The 15,751-nt window shown below is 71.7% G+C and carries 16 protein-coding genes and 1 pseudogene; 12 read left to right on the plus strand and 5 right to left on the minus strand.

The window, feature by feature from the left end:
• The 9 genes from pucL to Q2K19_RS31065 are packed head-to-tail and all read left to right on the plus strand — an operon-like array spanning position 1 to position 9,808.
• Positions 1-867, plus strand: a complete 867-nt coding sequence (pucL, locus tag Q2K19_RS31025; RefSeq protein ID WP_302765822.1) for a factor-independent urate hydroxylase — start codon at positions 1-3, stop codon at positions 865-867.
• On the plus strand, positions 867-1,748 hold the full coding sequence (locus tag Q2K19_RS31030; RefSeq protein WP_302765824.1) for an FAD binding domain-containing protein: 882 nt from the start codon (positions 867-869) through the stop codon (positions 1,746-1,748). The genes pucL and Q2K19_RS31030 overlap by 1 nt, the downstream gene beginning before the upstream one ends.
• A complete protein-coding gene (locus tag Q2K19_RS31035) occupies positions 1,745-2,293 on the plus strand; it encodes a (2Fe-2S)-binding protein (protein WP_302765825.1) in 549 nt (182 codons plus the stop codon). Before Q2K19_RS31030 ends, Q2K19_RS31035 begins: the two co-directional genes overlap by 4 nt.
• Positions 2,280-3,665 (plus strand): 8-oxoguanine deaminase, encoded by a 1,386-nt coding sequence (locus Q2K19_RS31040; protein ID WP_302765827.1) that lies wholly within the window; start codon positions 2,280-2,282, stop codon positions 3,663-3,665. Before Q2K19_RS31035 ends, Q2K19_RS31040 begins: the two co-directional genes overlap by 14 nt.
• Positions 3,662-5,917, plus strand: a complete 2,256-nt coding sequence (pucD, locus tag Q2K19_RS31045) for a xanthine dehydrogenase subunit D (protein ID WP_302765828.1) — start codon at positions 3,662-3,664, stop codon at positions 5,915-5,917. Before Q2K19_RS31040 ends, pucD begins: the two co-directional genes overlap by 4 nt.
• Entirely contained in the window at positions 5,917-7,098 is a 1,182-nt protein-coding gene (locus Q2K19_RS31050; protein WP_302765829.1) for a DUF6986 family protein, read from the plus strand. The genes pucD and Q2K19_RS31050 overlap by 1 nt, the downstream gene beginning before the upstream one ends.
• Positions 7,095-8,405 (plus strand): allantoinase AllB, encoded by a 1,311-nt coding sequence (allB, locus tag Q2K19_RS31055; protein WP_302765831.1) that lies wholly within the window; start codon positions 7,095-7,097, stop codon positions 8,403-8,405. Before Q2K19_RS31050 ends, allB begins: the two co-directional genes overlap by 4 nt.
• Positions 8,402-9,397, plus strand: a complete 996-nt coding sequence (alc, locus tag Q2K19_RS31060) for an allantoicase (protein WP_302765832.1) — start codon at positions 8,402-8,404, stop codon at positions 9,395-9,397. Before allB ends, alc begins: the two co-directional genes overlap by 4 nt.
• Before the next feature lie 18 nt (positions 9,398-9,415).
• Positions 9,416-9,808, plus strand: coding sequence for an IS110 family transposase (locus tag Q2K19_RS31065; protein ID WP_302765833.1), 393 nt, complete (start codon positions 9,416-9,418; stop codon positions 9,806-9,808).
• A gap of 237 nt (positions 9,809-10,045) precedes the next feature.
• Here Q2K19_RS31065 and Q2K19_RS31070 read toward each other — a convergent pair whose 3' ends face one another.
• From Q2K19_RS31070 to Q2K19_RS31080, 3 genes are read right to left on the minus strand one after another with little or no spacing between them, the layout of a single operon-like run.
• The gene (locus Q2K19_RS31070; RefSeq protein WP_302765835.1) at positions 10,046-10,879 is read right to left on the minus strand and encodes a protein phosphatase 2C domain-containing protein; all 834 of its coding nucleotides are present in this window, start codon (positions 10,877-10,879) and stop codon (positions 10,046-10,048) included.
• Between the two features lie 29 nt (positions 10,880-10,908).
• A complete protein-coding gene (gene deoC, locus Q2K19_RS31075) occupies positions 10,909-11,613 on the minus strand; it encodes a deoxyribose-phosphate aldolase (protein ID WP_302765836.1) in 705 nt (234 codons plus the stop codon).
• Positions 11,610-12,338 (minus strand): GntR family transcriptional regulator, encoded by a 729-nt coding sequence (locus Q2K19_RS31080; protein ID WP_302765838.1) that lies wholly within the window; start codon positions 12,336-12,338, stop codon positions 11,610-11,612. The genes deoC and Q2K19_RS31080 overlap by 4 nt, the downstream gene beginning before the upstream one ends.
• 62 nt (positions 12,339-12,400) lie before the next feature.
• On the opposite strand from Q2K19_RS31080, the pseudogene Q2K19_RS33585 reads away from it, so the two are divergent.
• A pseudogene (locus Q2K19_RS33585) lies at positions 12,401-13,064 on the plus strand (IS5 family transposase); the annotation flags it as partial.
• 11 nt (positions 13,065-13,075) lie between these two features.
• Here the strand turns inward: Q2K19_RS33585 and Q2K19_RS31090 are convergent.
• On the minus strand, positions 13,076-13,576 hold the full coding sequence (locus Q2K19_RS31090) for a GNAT family N-acetyltransferase (RefSeq protein WP_302765839.1): 501 nt from the start codon (positions 13,574-13,576) through the stop codon (positions 13,076-13,078).
• A 286-nt stretch (positions 13,577-13,862) separates the two neighbouring features.
• Between Q2K19_RS31090 and Q2K19_RS31095 the strand changes: the two genes are divergently transcribed.
• Positions 13,863-14,117 carry a hypothetical protein gene (locus tag Q2K19_RS31095; protein ID WP_302765840.1) on the plus strand — a complete coding sequence of 85 codons (255 nt, stop codon included), beginning with the start codon at positions 13,863-13,865 and terminating at the stop codon, positions 14,115-14,117.
• A gap of 124 nt (positions 14,118-14,241) precedes the next feature.
• A protein-coding gene (locus Q2K19_RS31100) for an IS5 family transposase (RefSeq protein ID WP_302772853.1) occupies positions 14,242-15,107 on the plus strand; the annotation gives its coding sequence in 2 pieces (ribosomal slippage) (positions 14,242-14,581 and positions 14,581-15,107; 867 coding nt in all).
• Between the two features lie 16 nt (positions 15,108-15,123).
• Here Q2K19_RS31100 and Q2K19_RS31105 read toward each other — a convergent pair.
• Positions 15,124-15,636: a DinB family protein gene (locus Q2K19_RS31105; protein ID WP_302765841.1), complete on the minus strand. Its 513-nt coding sequence runs from the start codon at positions 15,634-15,636 to the stop codon at positions 15,124-15,126.
• Positions 15,637-15,751 lie beyond the last annotated feature (115 nt).

Here is a 15,751-nt window from a genome sequence, read left to right on the forward strand (position 1 = left end):
ATGGGGATCGTGCTCGGCGCCAACCAGTACGGCAAGGCGGAGACGCGGGTGGTGCGGGTGGTCCGCGACGGGCCGCGGCACGAACTGCGCGACCTGAACGTCACCACCTGTCTCGCCGGTGACCTTGTCGCCACCCACCTGACCGGCGACAACGCCAACGTGCTGCCGACCGACTCGCAGAAGAACACGGTGTACGCCTTCGCCAAGCGGCACGGCGTCGACCAGATCGAGGACTTCGGGCTGCTCCTCGCGCGGCACTTCGTGACGTCGCAACCGGCGATCACCAGCGCCCGGGTCGACATCGAGGAGTACGCCTGGCAACGGCTCGGTCCGCACTCGTTCCAGCGGGCGGGCGGGGAGGTGCGTACCGCGTCGGTGACCGTCGACGGCGACGGGACGCAGGTGGTGTCCGGACTGACCGGCCTGGTGCTGCTCAACTCGACCAACTCGGAGTTCGCCGGCTTCGTGCAGGACGAGTACACCACGTTGCCACCCACCAAGGACCGGATCCTCGCCACCGCGGTGAACGCGCACTGGCGGCACGCCGGCGACCGGACGGCAGACGGCACCGGCTGGGCCGACTCCTACGACCGGGTGCGCGCCGCCCTGGTCGCCGGCTTCGTCGAGACGTACAGCCTCGCACTGCAGCAGACCCTCTACGCGATGGGTGAGCGGGTGCTGCGGGAGTGCCCCGGGATCGTCGAGGTGCGGCTGTCCCTGCCCAACAAGCACCACCTGCTGATCGACCTGGCGCCGTTCGGGCTGGACAACCCCGGCGAGGTCTTCGTCGCGACGGACCGCCCGTACGGGCTGATCGAGGCCACGGTACGCCGCGACGACACGCCGGCGGCGGACGGCGCCTGGTGATGGACTTCCTGCAACCGGGCAGCTGGTCGGAGGCGCTGGCGGCGAAGGCGGCCCACCCCGACGCGGTGCCGATCGCCGGGGGCACCGACGTCATGGTCGAGCTGAACTTCGACCGCCGTCGCCCGCCCGCGCTGCTCGACCTGACCCGGGTGAGCGCGCTGACCGAGTGGGGGTACGACGGTGACCTGCTGCGCGTCGGGGCGGGCGTGACCTACCGGCGGATCATCGACGAACTCGGCGGCCTGCTCCCCGGCCTCGCGATGGCGGCGCGCACGGTCGGCTCCCCGCAGATCCGCAACCGGGGCACCGTCGGCGGCAACCTCGGCTCGGCGTCGCCCGCCGGCGACGCGCACCCGCCACTGATGGCCACCGGCGCGCGGGTCGAGGTGGCGTCGGTGCGGGGCACCCGGACCGTGCCGGTGCACGAGTTCTTCACCGGGCCCAAGCGGTCGGTGCTGGCACCCGACGAGCTGATCTCGGCCTTTCTGGTCGTACCCGCCGCCGGGCCGCAGCAGTTCGCCAAGATCGGCACCCGCAACGCCATGGTGATCGCGGTCTGCTCCTTCGCGCTGGCGCTGCACCCCGACACGTGCCGGGTCGGCACCGGGATCGGGTCCGCCGCGCCCACGCCGCTGCGCGCCCACCAGGCCGAGGAGTTGCTCGCCGCCGAGCTGCCGTGGCGCTCGCGGGGCCCGCTCCCCGTTGCACTCGCCCGGCGCTTCGGCGACCTGGTGGCCGCCGCCGCGGCGCCGATCGACGACGTACGCGGCACCGCCGCCTACCGCCGGCACGCGCTGGCCGTGCTCGCCCGGCGCACGCTCGGCTGGGCCTGGGCACAGTTGTCGTCGGTGCCGCATCAGCAATCGGGGGGCCGGTCGTGAGAATCAGCTGCACGGTGAACGGCGAGCGCCGCGAGGCCGACGGCGTGTGGCCCGGCGAGAGCCTGCTCTACCTGTTGCGGGAGCGGCTCGCCCTGCCCGGCGCCAAGAACGCCTGCGAGCAGGGCGAGTGCGGCTCCTGCACCGTCTACCTCGACGGCCTGCCGGTCTGCGCCTGCCTGGTCGCCGCCGGCCAGGCGCAGGGCCGGACGGTGGTCACCGTCGAGGGACTGTCCGCCGGGGTCGGCGAGAGGCTACCCGGCGAGGCTGGCGAGGCGTTGACCGCGGAGGCCGGCGCGCTCGACCCGGTGCAGCGAGCCTTCATCGAGGCCGGGGCCGTCCAGTGTGGATTTTGCACCCCCGGCCTGGTGGTCGCGGTCCACGACCTGCTGGCCCGCAACCCGCGGCCGGCCGATCCGGACATCCGCGAGGCCCTCGCCGGCAACCTGTGCCGGTGCACCGGCTACGAGAAGATCATGGACGCGGTACGGCTGGCCGCCAGGCCCGCCGTACCGCGCCCGCGGGAGGCGCGGGATGATCATCATTGAGGGGGGTGCGGTCGCCACCGTCGACGCCGACGCCACCGAGCACGCCGAGGGTCACGTGGTGATCGGCGACGACGGACGGATCGTGGCGGTCGGCGCGGGCCGCGCCGACGTCCTCGACGGCGGCAAGGGCCAGCCAGCCAGGCCCCGGTCGGTGCGCCGGGTCGACGCCACCGGTTGCCTGGTCACCCCGGGCCTGGTCAACACCCACCACCACCTGTACCAGTGGGCCACCCGTGGGTTGGCCCAGCAGAAGGACCTCTTCGGCTGGCTGACCGCGCTCTACCCGGTCTGGGCCGGTCTGGACGCCGGCGTGGTCGCCGCCACCACCGGCGCCGGCCTGGGCTGGCTCGCCCTGTCCGGCTGCACGACGAGCACCGACCACCACTACGTCCACCCGGCCGGCGGCGGCGACCTGATGGCCGCGCAGATCGAGGCGGCCCACGAGATCGGCCTGCGCTTCCACCCGTGCCGCGGCTCGATGGACCTCGGCGCCTCCGCCGGTGGGCTACCGCCCGACCACATCGTGGAGAAGACCGACGCCGCGCTCGCCGCGACCGCCGAGGCCGTCGAGCGCTTCCACGATCCTGCGCCCGACGCCATGGTCCGGGTCGCCGTCGCCCCCTGCTCGCCGTTCTCCGTCACCGAGACGCTGATGAGCGAGGCCGCCACGCTGGCCCGCAGCCTGGGCGTTCGGCTGCACACCCACCTCGCGGAGACGGTGGAGGAGCAGGCGTACTGCCTCGAGACCCACGGCTGCACCCCGGGCGAGTACGCCGAACGTCTCGGCTGGCTCGGCGACGACGTGTGGCTGGCGCACGGCGTACACCTCGACGACGCCACGATCGCCCGCTTCGCCGCCACCGGCACCGCTGTCGCCCACTGCCCCAGCTCCAACGCGCGCCTCGGCACCGGGATCGCCCGGGTCCGGGACCTGCTCGACGCGGGCGTACCGGTGGGCCTGGGGGTGGACGGAGCCGCGTCGCAGGAGACCAACCAGCTCGGCGCCGAACTGCGCCAGGCGGCGTACGCCGCGCGGCTGCGGGACGGGCCGGCGGCGCTAACCGCCCGCGAGGCGCTCGCCCTGGGCACCATGGGCGGGGCCCGCTGCCTCGGCCGCGCCGGTGAGATCGGCTCGCTGGAGGTGGGCAAGCTGGGCGACCTCGCCGTCTGGCGGCTCGACGGGCTGGGTCACGCCGGCATCGACGACCCGCTGGCCGCGCTCGTCCTCGGCCCACCCGCTCCGGTGGAGCTGCTGCTGGTCGGCGGGCGGCCGATCGTTGAACGCGGCGAGCTGCGCACGGCCGACGAGCGGGACCTCGCGCGGCGTACCCGGCAGGCACACCAGGCGCTGATGAGGAAGGTACGGCCATGACGACGGTGCAGCCCGGGGTGAGCGTGCCGGTCGACGGCGGGGTGGGGCACAGTCCACACCGGCCGGACGGCACGCTGAAGGTCAGTGGCGAGTTCGCCTTCTCCTCCGACCTGTGGGCCGACGACATGCTGTGGGGCACCACGCTGCGCAGCCCGCACCCACGGGCCCGGATCACCGGCATGGACCTGAGCGCCGCGCTCGCGCTGCCCGGCGTGCACGCCGTGCTCACCGCCGCCGACGTGCCGGGCGCGCAGGGTTACGGCCTGGATGTGGCCGACCAGCCGGTACTCGCCGCCGACGAGGTGCGCTACCAGGGCGAGCCGGTGGCGATTGTGGCCGCCGACCACCCGGAGACCGCCCGCCGGGCGGCCGCCCGCATCGTCGTCGACTACACGGTGCTGACCCCGGTCACCGACCCCGAGGTGGCGCTGGCCGCCGGCCAGCTCGTCCGCCACCTGCCGATCCGGCGCGGTGACCCGGACGCCGTCGGCCCGGTCGTGGTCCGCGGCGACTACGAGGTCGGCATGCAGGACCAGGCGTTCCTCGGGCCGGAGTCGGGGCTGGCCGTGCCGGCGGAGAACGGCGGGGTCGACCTGTTCGTCGCCACCCAGTGGCTGCACGTCGACCAGAAGCAGGTGGCCGCCTGCCTCGGGCTGCCCATCGACAAGGTACGGATCACCCTGGCCGGGGTGGGCGGGGCGTTCGGCGCCCGCGAGGACCTGTCGATGCAGGTGCATGCCAGCATGCTGGCCCTGCACACCAGGCGCCCGGTGAAGATGGTCTACTCCCGCGAGGAGTCCTTCTTCGGGCACGTGCACCGCCACCCGGCACGACTCCGGTACGAACACAGCGCCACCCCCGACGGACGGCTGGTCTCGGTGCGGGCGCGCATCCTGCTCGACGGCGGGGCGTACACGTCCACCACCCCGGCGGTGGTGGCCAACGCCGCCACCCTCAGCGTCGGCCCGTACGAGGTACCGAACGTGGTGGTGGACGCCTACGGCCTCTACACCAACAACCCGCCGTGCGGGGCGATGCGCGGGTTCGGGGCGGTGCAGGCGTGCTTCGCCTACGAGTCGCAGATGGACAAGCTCGCCGCCGCCCTCGGGCTCGACCCGGTGGAACTGCGGGTACGCAACGCCATGACGACCGGCTCGGTGATGCCCACCGGACAGGTCGTCGACGGACCGGCGCCCGTGGCGCACCTGCTGGAGCTTGTCCGCGACCGGCCGGCCCCGCCGCCGGCCACCGGCGACCTGCGGGAGTTGCCGGGCGGGGTCGCCAACACCACCCACGGCGAGGGCGTGGCCCGCGGGGTCGGGTACGCCATCGGCATCAAGAACGTGTGCTTCTCCGAGGGGTACGACGACTACGCCACCGCCCGTGTCCGGCTGGAGGCGATCGGCGGGCAGCCTGCGGTGCTGGTGCACACCGCCGCCGCCGAGGTCGGCCAGGGCGTGGTGACCGTGCAGGCGCAGATCGCCCGTACCGAGCTGGGCGTGCAGCGGGTCACCGTGGCCCCCGCCGACACCGCGGTCGGCAGCGCCGGATCGTCGTCGGCGTCGCGGCAGACGTACATGACCGGTGGAGCCGTCCGCGCCGCATGCCGTGCGGTACGGGACCGGCTGCTCGCCCGCCTGCCCACCCCCGACCTCCGCCTGGCCGGCGGCAAGGTCGTCACGGCGTCCGGGACGGTGGTCGCCGACCTGGCCGGGGTGATCGGCGACGAGCCGGTCGAGGAGACGGTCGTGTGGCGGCACCAGCCGACGTACCCGCTGGACCCCCGGACCGGCCAGGGTGACGCGCACGTCCAGTACGCCTTCGCCGCGCACCGGGCCACAGTCGACGTCGACATCGAACTGGGCCTGGTGCGGGTGGTGGAGATCGCCACCGCACAGGACGTCGGCAAGGCGGTCAACCCGCAGGCGGTGCTGGGCCAGATCCACGGCGGCACGGCGCAGGGCCTGGGTCTCGCACTGATGGAGGAGATCCAGGTGGTAGACGGGATCGTCCGCAACCCGTCGTTCACCGACTACCTGATCCCGACGATCCTCGACATCCCGCCGATGACGGTCGACGTGCTGGAGCTGGCCGACCCCCGGGCCCCGTACGGTCTGCGCGGGGTCGGTGAGCCGCCGACCATCTCGTCCACCCCTGCCGTGGTCGCCGCGATCCGGGCGGCGACCGGCCTGGCCCTGACCCGGGTGCCGGTACGCCCAGAACACCTCTGCGCCCCGGAACTGGTCGACTGATGGGCAAGCTACCCGAGGGCGTCTATGCCGAACTCGACGAGCGGCTCGGGCCGGTGGACGCCAGGCTGCGGGCCCGCTACCCGGGCGGGCGGGGCCGCCGCCAGCCGGTGCACACGGTGTACGTGCCGGCCGACCGGGTCCGGCCGGGTCTGATCGACGAGTGGGGCGCCGCGGCACTGCGGGCACTGACCGAGCACCCGCCGCTGCCGTTCGCCGCCGAACTGGCCGACCGGGTGATCGGCAAGCTGCGGCGGGAGCCGATCGAGGATCTGCGGATCGACTTCGAGGACGGGTACGGCGTCCGCGACGACGACAGCGAGGACACTTCCGCGCGGTCGTCCGTCGCGGCGCTGCGCGAAGGCAGGATGCCGCCGTTCCTCGGGTTGCGGATCAAGAGCCTGGAGGCGGCGACTCGGCACCGGGCGGTACGCACCCTGGACACGTTCCTGGAGGCGTACCTGGGCGCGTTCGCCACCGTGCCGGACACCTTCGTGGTCACCCTGCCGAAGGTCAGCGCACCCGAGCAGGTCGACGCGATGGTGCTGCTGTGCGCGCGGCTGGAGCGGGCGTCCGGGCTGCCGGCCGGTGCGCTCCGCTTCGAGGTGCAGGTGGAGACCCCGGCCGCGGTGCTCGGCGCCGACGGCACCGCGACCGTGGCGCGGCTGATCACCGCCGGCGGGACGCGGCTGTCCGCCCTGCACTACGGCACGTACGACTACAGCGCTGCCTGTGGGGTGGCGGCGGCCCAACAGAGCCTGGCGCATCCGGTGGCCGACCATGCGAAGGCGGTGATGCAGGTGGCGGCGGCCGGTACCGGCGTCCGGCTCTCCGACGGTTCGACCAACGTGCTGCCGGTGGGCGGCACCGAGGCGGTCCAGGCGGCCTGGCGGCTGCACGCCGGGCTGGTCCGCCGCTCCCTGGCGGCCGGCTTCTACCAGGGCTGGGACCTGCACCCGGCCCAGTTGCCGACCCGGTTCGCGGCGACGTACGCATTCTTCCGGGAGGGTGCCGCCGCTGCGGGTGACCGCCTGGCCCGATACCTGCAACGCCGCGCGGGCGGCGTGCTCGACGAGCCGGCGACCGCCCGGGCACTGGCCGGCTTCCTGCTACGCGGGCTGGACTGCGGCGCCCTCGACCCGGCCGAAGTCGCTTTCGCCCGCGAACACCTGGAAGCACTGTGAACGGCTACGACCTGGTGGTGCGGTCGCGGCGGGTGGTGCTCCCGGAGGGGCTGCGGCCGGCCGCGGTGTGCGTCCGCGACGGGCGGATCGTGGCGATCGACGAGTACGACGCGGTCGGCGGCCACGACCTCGGTGAGCTGGCACTGGTGCCCGGCCTGGTCGACACGCACGTGCACGTCAACGAGCCCGGCCGCACCGAGTGGGAGGGGTTCGCCACCGCCACCCGGGCGGCGTTGGCCGGTGGGGTGACCGCGATCGTCGACATGCCGCTCAACTCGCTGCCGCCGACGGTCAGAGCGGACGCGCTGGCGGTCAAGCGGTCGGCGGCCACCGGGCAGATCCACGTCGACGTGGGCTTCTGGGGCGGCGCGGTGCCCGGCAACTTCGGTGACCTGCCGCGGCTGCACGCCGCCGGGGTGTTCGGGTTCAAGGCGTTCCTGATCGACTCGGGCGTCCCCGAGTTCCCGCCGTTGGACCCGGCCGGGCTGGCGGCGGCGCTGGACGCGGTGGACGCCCTGTTCGTCGTCCACGCGGAGGACCCGACCGAGGTGACCGCGCCGCCGGCCTCGCGGCGCTATGTCGACTTCCTCCGTTCGCGACCACCGGCTGCCGAACGGCGGGCGGTCGGCGCGGTGCTCGACGTGGCGCGGCGGACCGGCGGGCGGGTGCACATTTTGCACCTGTCCGCCGCCGATGCGCTGCCGCTGCTGGCGCAGGCGAGGGCGGCCGGCGTACGGGTGAGCGGGGAGACGTGCCCGCATTACCTGACGCTGGCTGCCGACGAGGTACCGGACGGGGCGACCGAGTTCAAGTGCTGTCCGCCGATCCGCGGGTCCGGCAACCGGGAGCGGCTGTGGGCGGCGCTCGCGGCGGGCCTCGTCGACTGTGTGGTCTCCGACCACTCCCCCTGCCCCCCGGCGCTGAAGTGTGGCGACACCGGCGACTTCGCGGCGGCGTGGGGTGGCATCGCGTCGGTGCAGCTCGGCCTGCCGGCGGTGTGGACGGCGGCCCGGCGGCGCGGCCATTCGCTCGCCGACGTGGTGCGGTGGATGGCGACGAACCCGGCCGCGCTGGTCGGGTTGCGACGCAAGGGACGCATCGCCGTCGGCTGCGACGCCGACCTGGTCGCGTTCGACCCCGATGCTCCGTTCACCGTCGACCCGGCGGCGCTGCACCACCGGCACCTGGTCACGCCGTACGCCGGTCAGGTGCTCACCGGCGTCGTCCGGGCCACCTGGCTGCGTGGCATGCCCGTCACGCCCGACGGACCACCCCGGGGGCGGCTGCTGGACAGGAGGGACGAGTGAACGACTTCACCGCGCTGCCGGACCTCGCCTCCCGCCTGCTCGGCGGCGGCGTGGTCGACGCCAACGACGAATTCTTCGCCGCGCGCGACAACCTGGTCACCACCGAACCGCCGGTCTTCGCCGCCGGCACCTTCGGCCCCAAGGGCCAGGTGTACGACGGCTGGGAGACCCGCCGGCGGCGGGAGCCGGGCCACGACTGGGCGATCGTCCGGCTGGGCGCCCCGGGTGTCGTGCGCGGGATCGTGGTGGACACCGCGTACTTCACCGGAAACTACCCGCCGTACGCCTCCGTGGAGGGGTGTCACGTGGCGGGCTACCCGAGCCCCGCCGACCTGGCCCACGCCGACTGGTCGACGCTGCTGCCCCGCGCGAGGCTCGCCGGGGACGCCCGCAACGCCTTCCCGATCGGCCACGAACACCGAGTCACCCACGTACGGCTGTCCATCTACCCCGACGGCGGCGTGGCGCGGCTACGGGTGCACGGGGTGGTCGTACCCGATCCGCGCCTGTGGCCCGACGGCCGGCTGGACCTCGCGGCGCTGGAGCACGGCGGGCGGGTGGTTGGTTGCAGCAACGGGTTCTACGGCGCGCCGCACCAGCTCATCGCGCCGGGCCTGGCCTGGATGATGGGCGACGGTTGGGAGACGGCCCGGCGGCGTGACGGCGGCAACGACTGGGTCGTCGTGCAGCTCGCCGCGCCCGGCCGGGTCCGCCTCGCCGAGTTGGACACCACCCACTTCAAGGGCAACGCACCGGACGCGGCGACGCTGCGCGGGGTCGACGCGCGCACAGCCGACCCAGACGATCCTTCGGCGTGGTTCGACCTGCTGCCGCGTACCCGGCTGCAACCGGACACCCGGCACCGGTTCCCGCTCGACGACGTCGCGGTGGCGACGCACGTGCGGCTGGACGTCTTCCCCGACGGCGGGATGGCACGGTTGCGCCTGCACGGGGTGGCCGACGCGGACGAACTCGCGAGCAGGAAGCCCTGACCAACGAGGGTTGTCGTGATGAGTGGGTCAGTGGCGGGGATCGACTGGGCGTCGCAGGTGCATGCTGTCTGCGTCGTGGACTGCGCCGGCGTGGTGACCGAACGATTCGAGGTGGTGCACGAAGCGAAGGCCCTGGCCGCGATGACAGACCGTCTGCGAGGCGCCGGGGTGGCCGCCGTCGCCATCGAGCGGGGTGACGGGCCGCTGGTCGAGGCACTGCTCGGTGCCGGGCTGTCCGTGTTCGTGGTGCCCAGCCGGCAGGTCAAGGCGTTGCGGGCCCGCTACGGCTCGGCCGGTAACAAGGACAACCGCTTCGACGCGGCAAGAGTCGCAGCGTCCGCTGACGGCCACCGGGTCCGGGTTAGGGCTGAGATCCGTACGAATCTGTCCGGCTACGGCCGCCACCGTTGATGTCAGCCCACTGATGTCAAGCCGCCCCCTGCTGCCGCTGTCCGCCCGCCGCTGGCATGGACCCCCGTCGGGGGGAGCCTTGTCGGCGTTGCCGGCTGGTGTCAACGGATGTCGCCTCGTTCTCTCACGCACCGGGTCCGTGCCACCCCTTCCAGCCGTTATCGTCGCGCCGCGAAACGGTTTACTGAGTCCCTGCTGACTCGGCTTGGCGGTTGCTTTCGGTGTGATGGTCCGTGGTCAGCTGGTGAGTTTGGTGAGGGTGATCGTGGTCTTGTCGTCGTGTTTCTTGCTGCGAGGCCAACGGCGACCGTCAGGGTCTGACTCCTCGGCGAGGTGGATGCGGCGCAGCCAGGTGGCTGCTCCGTGGCGGGACAGCTCGTCGGCCAGGCCGATCCAGTCGGTGAGCTGGTAGTCGATGACGCCGGCGGCGGCACCATCGGTCATCAGGGTGAGGGCGGCAACCTCGTTGACGGGCAGGGTTCGGCAGATGGCGTGGCCGGCCGCGGTGAGTTCGGCCTCGGCGACCCAGAATCCGTCGGGCTGGTTGAAACTGTGTCGCTCGGTGCGCTGGACGGCAGCGATCAGGTCGGCGAAATGGGCGTCGAAGCCGCGGCCCTGGCGCAGGTGGTCGCGGTAGGCGTCACGTTCGGCGGGTGCGGTCACGGCAAGCCGTTCGTCAGCGATCAGTGCGTTGGTCCCGGCGCTGTGGTGGATGAGCGCGGGGCTGTCGCCGAGCACGAGCAGGTCGACGTGGTCGGTGTTCCACCGGGCGAGAGTGGCGGTGCTGTAGGGGCTGTCGCCGGGTTTGAGGCCGTAGGTGTCTCGGACGTCGGCGATCGCGGCGTCGAGGATCACGTTGAGGGCGGTGCCGTGTCCGGGCAGCCGGGCGGTCAGCGCCGCGCCGAGGGCTCGGGCGTACCAGCCGCCGTCGCGCGGTTCGGGTCCGTGGTAGGTGTGCAACCAAGAGGTCGCGCCGTCGAGGACGGCGGCAGCGCCGTCGACCACGACGTATTGGTCCTGATTGGTGGGGCGGTCGCCGCGCTGGGTGGCCGCCGAGCAGATCCAGTGCATGCGCTTGCCGCCGATCTTGATCGGGTCGGTCAGTAGTCGCCGCCGGACGGGGCCGCAGCAGTGGTGGGGTGGTCGCCACGTTCGCGGGCGGCGAAGTCGTCGAGGATGGTCTCGGTAGCCGTCGCGCCGAACCGGGTCGCTCCGGCTTCCTGCAGGGTGAGCAGGGTGTCGAGGCTGCGGACACCGCCAGCGGCCTTGACCTCGATGTGCGGGGAGACCGCGGCGCGCATCAGCTGGATGTCGGTCAGCGTGGCGCCGCCGGGAGCAAAGCCGGTGCTGGTCTTGACGAAGTGCGCCCCGGCCTGTTCGGCGATGCGGCAGCCGGTGACCTTCTGCTCGTCGGTCAGGTACGCGTTCTCCAGGATCACCTTGACCACCCGGCCCTGCGCGGCGGCGACCACGGCGGCGATGTCGTCGTACACGTACGCGGTCTCGCCGCTGCGCAGGCGGCCGATGTGCAGCACCACGTCGACCTCGTCGGCACCCGCGTCGACCAGTTCCCGAGTCTCGGCGGCCTTGATCGTGGTGCGGGTGTCGCCGTGCGGGAAACCGGCCACGGTACCGACGAGGACACCGGTGCCGGACAGTGCGGCCCTGGCGAGTCCGACGTCGGAGGGCCGTACGCAGACCGAGGCGACCCGGCGGCATGCCGCGATCTCGCAGCCACGCCGGATGTCATCGGTGGTGAGCTCGGGGCGCAACAGCGAATGGTCGATCATCTTGGCGATGTTCATCGGGATTCTCCGGTCCGGGGTGGCTGCACGTCAAAGGTGACGTGCAGGTCGTAGCGGTCGCCGACGTAGCGACTGACGGTGTACTCCAGCGGCGCCGAATGCTGGTCGACGATGAGCCGGGTCTCGACCAGCAGCGGCTCGTCCGCCGGCACGTGCAGCAACTCGCCGTCGGAGCCGGCCCGCTGGGCGGTCAGCGTCGAGGAGCCGAGCGTGGGGTGCAGCCCCCTCTCGCGCAGGGCGCGGTGCAGCGAGCCGGTTTCCAAGTCGAGATTGAGGAGGGTGCTCAGGTGAGGCGGGAAGCAGGCGTACTCGATGGCCAGGGGCACGTCATCGGCGAGCCGCACCCGCACGATCGAGGTCACCCGCGGCGCTGCCGCGGTCAGCTGTAAAGCCCCCGCTTCAGCTGGGGAAGCTGCCCGGACCTCGGCTTCCACCAACCGCGATGCCGGGACACGCCCCCAACTGCGCACCTGATCCTGAAAGCTCATCAAGGTCCCGGCGGCCCGCGGTTCGGGCCGCTGCCGCACGAACGTACCCCGGCCCTGGATCCGCTCGATGAGCCCGTCGGATTCGAGAGCGTTGAGCGCCGCCCGGATAGTCATCCGAGCGACCCCGAACTCCTCGGCGAGCACCGACTCCGCCGGGACCACGTCACCGGGCTGCGCCTGGGCGAGACGCGTCCGCAGTTCCCGTTCGATCCGCACGTACAGCGGCACCTTGGCCACAGTTCCTCCAGGTCGTCTAGACAACCTAGAAGTTGCCATAGTCCAGGGTTTCCGTCAAGCCGCGCGACGGGACCTGGCAGCAGCTGCTCACCGCGTTGCAGGCCCTTGCCGATGCGGCTGGGCGGATCACCTGGGACGTCTCCGTGGACTCGACCAGCGCCCGCGCCCACCAGCATGCAGCCGGAGCGCGAAAAAGGGGGATCTGCAGGTCGAAACACCCGGCGGCGTGGTCGTCGAGCCTGCTGATCACGCGCTCGGCCGGTCCCGCGGTGGGTTGACCACAAAGCTGCACCTGGGCTGCGAGCAAGGCCAGAAACCCCTCGCCATCGTGCTGACCGCCGGGCAGCGAGGCGACAGCCCGCAGTTCATCCCGGTCCTGGCCGCCATCCGCGTCCCCCGGCTGACCACCGGCCGTCCGAGGACCCGACCCGACCGGGTCCTGGCCGACAAGGCGTACACGTCGAAAGCGAACCGGGCCTACCTGCGCCGGCGGGGCATCGCCGCGACGATCCCGAGCAAGGCCGACCAAGACGCCAACAGACGGGCCAAAGGATCCAAGGGCGGCAGGCCACCAGCCTTCGACCCCCACCTCTACCCCAACGTCACGCCGTGGAGTGCGGCATCAACCGCCTCAAGCGCAACCGCGCCGTCGCCACCCGCTTCGACAAGCTGGCCGTGCGCTACGAGGCCACCATCCACCTCGCCGCCATCAACGAGTGGCTGTAACCGACTTCGGGTCAGCAGAGTTGTTGGTTGTCATGCTGTCGGTCGGTGCGCTGGATCGCGTACCAGCGCGCGTCCTTGGTGGAGTACGTGTGCAAAAAACCGGCCTTCTCCAGCACCCGATGGGAGGCGACGTTGCCGTGCAACGGATCAGCCGTGATGGTCCGTACCGACGGTTGCGCGAACCCATATGCCACCAGGGCGCGTAGCGCCTCGGTGGCGAGGCCATGACCCCGCGCCGACGGCACGAGGCCATAGCCGACCATAACGGTCCCGGTGTCGTCCGGTGGCCCGAAAAATCCGATCGTCCCCACGGCCAGGCCGGAGACCCTCTCGATGATGAGCCGGCAGCCGAACGCCAGGTTCGAGTGCGGGAGGACCATGGCCGCCGCGTCCCGGTCGTCCTCCCGAGGAAACTCCGCGTGCCAGGCGCGACCGTCCCGGTCGCCGGCTGCGACGGCCCGCGCCGCCGCGACGTCGAGGGTTTCCAGTCGCAGTCGCTCCGTCTCGATCATGCGGAGACCCTAGTGACTGGAACACATGGCCGCTGACCCTGACAGTGGTGCGCCGGCAAGGCTTCAAACGTGGGGCCTTGGGATTAGAAGAAGATCACGGACAGCTGGTCGGGCGGGCGTGCGTCCTGGTCAGCCGTCCGTGGTTGTCGGCCTGAGTCGGCCTTGGCTGGCGGTCTTGGCTGTACCGATGGCTGTACGACATGCTGGCGCTGACCCTCTGATCCCTCAGGTGGGCGTACGCCGTCGAGGACTGGGGGCGCTACATCCGAATGCGGAGGGGACGCCGGTGATCGTCGACCACCTTGGCAGGGCCCTCGTGACAGCAATGGTCACGTTGGTTGAGTCCGTCGAGTCGGGCCGGGATGCAGAGCGCCTTGCCCTGAATACGCTGGAAGAGATCGCATACCTACTCGGCCAGATGAACTCCGACGAACGTCAGGAGTTCCGTGACCTGTTGGAGCGCCTTGCCGCAGCGGAGCCCGAACGCGCTGACTTCATCCACAGTTTGCCCGGTGCGCTGGGTTTGGGTGGGGAGTCGTAGAGCGGATCTCCTCGTCGGGCAGTCGTAGACCGTCCAGCCTCCCCGGACGGGGACAAGGTGGAGCGCCTCATTAGGGCGTGTCCTGCCGATCTTGTATTGGTTGATCGTTGACGATGTGCCGGTGGTGCGTCGTGGCGAGTTGACCGATGACGCGTGGGCGGTGATCGCGCCACTGCTGCCGGAGTCGGGTGGTGCGCGGGGGCGGTGGCGGGATCACCGCCAGGTCATCAACGGGATCTTGTGGAAGCTCCGCACGGGTGCGCCATGGCGTGACCTGCCGGAACGCTTCGGGCCGTGGAAGACCTGCCACGAACGCCTGCGGAGGTGGACCGCGGACGGCACGTGGGATCGGATCCTGGCCGCGGCGCAGGTCCACGATGACGGCACACTCGCGCAGTGGACGATCAGCATCGACTCGTCGATCGTACGGGCGCACCAGGACGCCGCTGGAGCCCGTAAAAAAGGGGCTCCCCAACAAGTGCGGCGACGCTTGGTGCGCAAGCTGGTGAGGCCATCGGCCGATCCAGAGGCGGGCTGAGCACCAAGATCCACCTCGCCGTCGACGGACGTGGCCGTCCGTTGTCGATCCTGCTCACCCCAGGCCAGGCCGGCGACAACCCCCAACTCTTGGCGCTGCTGGACGCGATCTGCGTCAACGAGCCCGGCCCCGGACGCCCCCGCAAGCGTCCCGACGTGCTGATCGCGGACAAGGGCTACGCCCACGGCTCCACCCGCCGAGCACTGCGCCAACGGGGAATCCGGCACGTCATCCCCGAACGCTCGGACCAGGTCGCCGGTCGAGCCGCCAAGGGCAGCGCCGGCGGACGACCACCAGCCTTCGACAAGGCGATTTACCGCGAGCGCAGCGTCGTGGAACGGTGCTTCAACCGCCTCAAGCAGTGGCGTGACCTGGCCACCCGCTACGCCAAACGCGCATCCCTCTACCGGGCCAGCCTCGTCCTCATCGCCGCCGTTATCTGGCTTCGATGATTGACAGGGATGCACCTTAGTCCCCGGTCAGGCCGTCGATCTGCTCCCGGAGGATGTCGGCGTGGCCGCAGTGCCGTGCCAACTCACGGATCATGTGCACGTAGATGTAGCGCAGTGACACCGTGCCCAGGCGGGTATGAGGCACAGTGTCGTCGAGGGCGAAGCCGGCTGCGATCTGCCTCGATCGCTCGCAGGCCGTGGCGTACTCCGCGATGACGTTTGCGACCGTCTCGTCCGAGCCGACCTGCCAACTGGCGTCGTCACCGAACGAGTTGCCAATGATCTGTTCACGCGGCTGCTGTGCCAGACAGTGCTGGAACCAGTTCCGTTCGACAGCGGCGGCGTGTTTGACGAGGCCAATCAGCGTGGTGAGCGAGGGCACCAGGCTCCGGCGGGCGTCATCCTCCGACAGCCCCCGGACCTTGCCGATGATTACATCGCGGTACGCGTCGATGAAGGCTTCCAGAACCTCTCGCTCCGGAGCCGTGCTCGCGAGTTCCTCGCTGTCGAGCGGTCGGGCAGTCGTCACATCGACACTCTAGACGTCTGAGGTTCCGTCTCGCCCCACCAAGATCGGCAGGACACACCCTAGCCGAACCACCTTGGCCCCGTCCGGGGAGGCTGGTAGCCCTTGCGGTGCCCGA

This window comes from Micromonospora sp. NBRC 110009 (genome assembly GCF_030518795.1).
Lineage (GTDB): Bacteria > Actinomycetota > Actinomycetes > Mycobacteriales > Micromonosporaceae > Micromonospora.